The sequence below is a fragment of the Mitsuaria sp. TWR114 genome, assembly GCF_007997345.1.
Genome location: NZ_VOSR01000468.1, coordinates 1 through 4,662, shown reverse-complemented (window position 1 = coordinate 4,662; position 4,662 = coordinate 1). Strand labels below are relative to the sequence as shown.

Sequence of the window (4,662 nt, the reverse complement as noted above, 5' to 3'; positions counted from 1 at the left end):
TCCGCCATGCCGCGCTCGGCGCCGCGACCCTGGCCGGGTCGGGGGCCGTCCGGGCCGAGCCCCTGGCGAGTGGCAGCCCAACGGGCAACGCCGCATCGGGCCGGCCGCGATCGGGCCTGGTGCGGATCGTGGGCACCACCTTCGCCCGGCTCTTCGAGCCCGGCGCGGACGGCGCCAAGCCGCTCGGCCTGGCGGTGGACCTGCTCGACGCGATCCTGATTCCCGCCGGCCACACGCCGCGCTACGAGTTCTATCCCTGGCTGCGGGCGCAGTCGATGATCGAGCACGGTCCGGCGCAGGTCCTGGTCGGCCCCTACCGGACCCCGGAGCGCGAGCGGCTGATGCGTTTCTCGCGCCAGGCCTTCTACGAGGACGCGCTGGTCTTCTACGCGCGCCGGCGCGAGGAGGGCCTGTGGTGGGGCGACTTCCAGGCGCTGCAGCGCCTGCGCATCGGCGCGGTGCAGGGCTGGGTCTACGGCGAGCGCTTCGAGCAGTCGCGCGCCGCGCTCAGCGTCACCGTCGTGCGCGACCTGGCCACCGCGCTGCGCATGCTGCAAGTGGGCCGCCTGGACCTGATCGCCGCCAACCAGCGCAACTCGGAGCCGGTGATCCAGGAACTGGGCCTGGGCGAGCAGGTCGCTCTCTGCGCCCCGCCGTTCGCGCAGCTCAAGGGGCACTTCGCGTTCAGCCGCGAGCCGGCGGGCGAGTCCTGGCTCGCGCTGGTCGACGCCGGCATGCAGCGCCTGCGCGCCAGCGGCGAGCTGCAGCAGATGGCCGCGCGACGCGGCGTCGCGCTGCCCGAGTGAGCGGCGCGCCGCCCGTTCAGCCCAGGAGCAGCAGGGCCAGGCCGATGGCGGCCGGCAGCGCCTGGATGAAGAGGATCTTGCGGCTGGCCGTCGCGGCGCCGTAGAGCCCGGCCACCAGCACGCAGGCCAGGAAGAAGACCTTCACCGGACCGCCCGCGGCGCCCAGCACCAGCCCCCAGATCAGGCCCGCGGCCAGGAAGCCGTTGTAGAGGCCCTGGTTGGCGGCCAGCACCTTGCTGGCCTGGGCGAATTCGGGCGTCAGCCCGAAAGCCTTGCGGCCGGTGGGCGTGGTCCAGAGAAACATCTCCAGCACGAGGATGTAGACGTGGATGAGCGCGACGAGCGCGACGACGATGTTGGCGGCTGTGTTCATGGTTCGCACTTTACGTCCCGCTATCATCCCCGGCCCGCCCGCAGTTCCCTGTCCCGCACGTTCCATGTCCAAGACCACGCTCAATCCGGCCCAGCTCGCGGCCGTGCATCACCTGGCGGGGCCCTGCCTGGTGATCGCGGGCGCGGGGTCGGGCAAGACCAGCGTGATCACGCAGAAGATCGCCAAGCTGATGTCCGAGGGCTACCGGCCGAAGAACATCGCCGCGATCACCTTCACCAACAAGGCGTCGCAGGAGATGCGCGAGCGCGCCCGGCACCTGGTGGGCAACAAGGCGGGCTCGGAGCTGGTGATCTCGACCTTCCACTCGCTGGGCGTGCGCATCCTGCGCGAGGACGGGCGGCACCTCGGGCTCAAGGAGCAGTTCTCGATCATGGACTCGGACGACGTGCTGTCCGTGCTCCGCGACGCGGGCGGCACCACCGACGCGGCGACGGCCAAGTCCTGGCAGTGGACGATCTCGCTCTGGAAGAACCAGAACCTCAGCCCGCAGCAGGCGCTGGCCTACGCCAAGGACGATATGGAGCGCGCGGCCGCCGTCGTCATGCAGCGCTACCAGGAACGGCTGACCGCCTACCAGGCGGTGGACTTCGATGACCTGATCGGCATGCCGCTCAAGCTGCTGCAGACCAACGAGGAAGCGCGAGGCAAGTGGCAGGAGACGCTGCGCTACGTGCTGGTCGACGAGTACCAGGACACCAACGCCGTCCAGTACGAGCTGCTGAAGTGCCTGGTCGGCGAGCGCGCGATGTTCACCGCCGTGGGCGACGACGACCAGTCCATCTACGGCTGGCGCGGCGCCACCATCGAGAACCTCAAGAAGCTGCCGGTCGATTTCCCGCAGCTCAAGGTGATCCCGCTGGAGCAGAACTACCGCTCCACCAGCGCGATCCTGCGCGCGGCCAACAACGTGATCGGCGGCAATCCGAAGCTGTTCCCCAAGACGCTGTGGAGCGAGTTCGGCGAGGGCGACCCCATCACGCTGATCGAGGCCGATGGCGAGGAACACGAGGCCGAGCGCGCCGTCGCGCGCATCCAGTCGATCCGCGCCAACCATCCGACGACGAAGTTCTCCGACTTCGCGATCCTGTACCGCGCCAACCACCAGGCGCGCATCTTCGAGCAGGCGCTGCGCCGCGCCGAGATCCCCTACAAGGTCTCCGGCGGCCAGAGCTTCTTCGACCGCACCGAGATCAAGGACCTGTGCGCCTGGCTGCGGCTGCTCGTCAATCAGGACGACGACCCCGCGTTCCTGCGCGCCGTGACCACGCCCAAGCGCGGCATCGGCCACCAGACGCTGGGCCACCTGAGCGACTTCTCGGCGAAGTGGAAGCTGTCGATGTTCGAGTCGCTGTTCGCGGAGTCGCTCAAGGCGACGCTGTCGAGCAAGGCGCTGCACGGGCTGCATGAATTCGGCCGCTATGTCGTCGACCTGGAGTACCGCGCCCGTCACGCCGTCGGCGGCGAGGAGGGCAAGGCGCTGATGATGGAGTGGCTCAAGGACATCGGCTACGAGCAGTACCTGGTCGACCAGGAGGACAACGAGAAGGTGGCGCAGGCCCGCTGGGGCAACGTGCTGGACTTCGTCGACTGGGTCGCCAAGCGCTGCGGCGGCGAGATCACCACCGACGGCGGCATCACCACCGAGAGCCCGCGCCAGTCGCTGCTCGACGTGGCGCAGACCATCAGCGTCATCCTGTCGCTGGCTGAGCGCCAGGAGGAGCAGGACCAGGTCGTGCTGACGACGCTGCATGCCTCCAAGGGCCTGGAATGGCCGCACGTGCTGCTGGCTGGCGTCAACGAGGGCCTGCTGCCCTTCAAGGCCGAGAACGAGGACCTCACGCCGCAGCGCGTCGAGGAGGAGCGCCGGCTGATGTACGTCGGCATCACGCGGGCGCGGCGCACGCTGGCGGTGTCCACGCTGCGCCGGCGCAAGAAGAACCGCGAGACGGTGGTGGGCGTGCCCTCGCGCTTCATCGCGGAGATGAAGCTCAACGAGAGCGGCATCAAGGAAGACCCGCGGGAGAAGCTCAAGCGCATGCGCGAGCAGCTGGCCGCCAAGGCCGCCGAGACTGCGGCCCGGCAGGCGCAGGCGGCGAAGGACGAGCGCTGAGCAACCCCGGTCACCCGACCCACGGGTGCGGGGGCGCAAGCGCAGGATTCTTACTGGTTCGGGTCATTACGAGGCCCTGTCCGCCTTCCTAGCATCCGGTCCCTCTGCGCCCGCCGAGGAGACCCGATGTCCGCCGCCCCCTTCCCCAAGTCGCGCTTCAGCGACGCGCTGCCGCCCGAGGAGGCCGCCGCCCGCCACCGCCTCATCGGCACGATTGCCGATGAACTGCGCCAGGCCCATTGGCATCCCGCCACGCTGCCGGTGAGCGCGCAGGACCTGGCCGAGGGCGCCGGCGTGGAGGTGCGCGCCCGCGGTGGCGCGCAGGAACCGCTGTACCCGTATCGCGGCCGCCTGCTCTACCTCGACGAACGACCGGTGATCGAGGTCAACCTGGGCGAGGACGCGGCGCGGCGACGCATCGTGCTGGCGCACGCGCTGGGCCACCACCTGCTGGGACACGGACCGGTGCCGCCGGAGACGCTGGTCACGCTGTCCACCTGCTGCCCGCGACGCATCGAGCAGGAGGCCCACCACTTCGCGCTGGACCTGCTGATGCCGGAGGTCGCGATCTACCGGTTGATGGATCACGGCATGCTCAGCGCCCGCAAGCTGGCCAACAAGTTCCAGGTCCCCGAGGCCTCGCTGCATGAACGCATGCAGGCGCTCGACCGCCGGAGCGGCTACCTCTGACCGGCGGTGCGCGTCCATGCCGTCCTCGCTTTCGTCATCGCCGTCGTCATCGTCCTTGCCGTCGCCCCTGCCGGCGACCGACCTGTAAGGTCTGCCATGTCACCGGGTCCAGGGGGATGGACGCCATCGGCAAACGGCAGAATGCGGCCGCATGACCGCCTCCGCCGCCAAGCCCGCCTCCCGGATGGGTGTCGCACTGCCGTTGCTGACCTTGCTCAGCGCGGCCGTCGCCATCCTCGCGCTGTCCCAGCCGCCCGAGCTGCCGCCGGCGCTGGCCTTCGTCTTCAAGCCGCTGACGACCGTCCTCATCCTGCTGTACGCCTGGGGGCGGGGCGCGCAGCAGCCGCGCCTGGCGCGCTGGCTGCGGGCCGGCCTGCTGTGCTCGCTGGCCGGTGACGTTGCCTTGCTCTGGCCGGAGCAGGGTTTCCTGCCCGGGCTGGTGAGCTTCCTCGCGGCGCACGTCTGCTACATCGTCGGCTTCTGCACCCGCAAGCGGCTGGGCGCGGTGCGCTGGCCCTTCCTGATGTTCGGCCTCATCGCGGCGATGGTGCTGGGCCGGCTCTGGTCCAGCATCCCGGCCGCGCTGCAGGTGCCGGTGGTGGTCTACGTGGTCTGCCTGGCGACGATGGCGGCGCAGGCCTGGGCCTGGTGGCGCGGCAGCG

Annotated in this window: 5 protein-coding genes; 4 read left to right on the top strand and 1 reads right to left on the bottom strand. The window is 70.1% G+C overall.

The annotated features are described in order from the left end of the window. On the top strand, positions 1-806 hold an 806-nt coding region (locus FUT87_RS16900), incomplete at its 5' end, for an ABC transporter substrate-binding protein (RefSeq protein ID WP_147241766.1). Positions 807-822: 16 nt separating this feature from the next. Here the strand turns inward: FUT87_RS16900 and FUT87_RS16895 are convergent. Then, a complete protein-coding gene (locus FUT87_RS16895; protein WP_091728331.1) occupies positions 823-1,179 on the bottom strand; it encodes a DUF1304 domain-containing protein in 357 nt (118 codons plus the stop codon). 64 nt (positions 1,180-1,243) lie between these two features. On the opposite strand from FUT87_RS16895, the gene FUT87_RS16890 reads away from it, so the two are divergent. The 3 genes from FUT87_RS16890 to FUT87_RS16880 all read left to right on the top strand — a co-directional run. Next, positions 1,244-3,310 carry an ATP-dependent helicase gene (locus FUT87_RS16890; RefSeq protein WP_147241765.1) on the top strand — a complete coding sequence of 689 codons (2,067 nt, stop codon included), beginning with the start codon at positions 1,244-1,246 and terminating at the stop codon, positions 3,308-3,310. A 126-nt stretch (positions 3,311-3,436) separates the two neighbouring features. After that, positions 3,437-4,000 (top strand): ImmA/IrrE family metallo-endopeptidase, encoded by a 564-nt coding sequence (locus FUT87_RS16885; RefSeq protein ID WP_091728326.1) that lies wholly within the window; start codon positions 3,437-3,439, stop codon positions 3,998-4,000. A 151-nt stretch (positions 4,001-4,151) separates the two neighbouring features. Next, a partial coding sequence (locus tag FUT87_RS16880; RefSeq protein ID WP_147241764.1) for a lysoplasmalogenase occupies positions 4,152-4,662 on the top strand: 511 nt, incomplete at its 3' end.

Coding starts and splice junctions, on each gene's coding strand:
- FUT87_RS16895 (WP_091728331.1), bottom strand. CDS start 1,179: ATGAACACAGCCGCCAACATCGTCGTCGCGCTCGTCGCGCTCATCCAC.
- FUT87_RS16890 (WP_147241765.1), top strand. CDS start 1,244: ATGTCCAAGACCACGCTCAATCCGGCCCAGCTCGCGGCCGTGCATCAC.
- FUT87_RS16885 (WP_091728326.1), top strand. CDS start 3,437: ATGTCCGCCGCCCCCTTCCCCAAGTCGCGCTTCAGCGACGCGCTGCCG.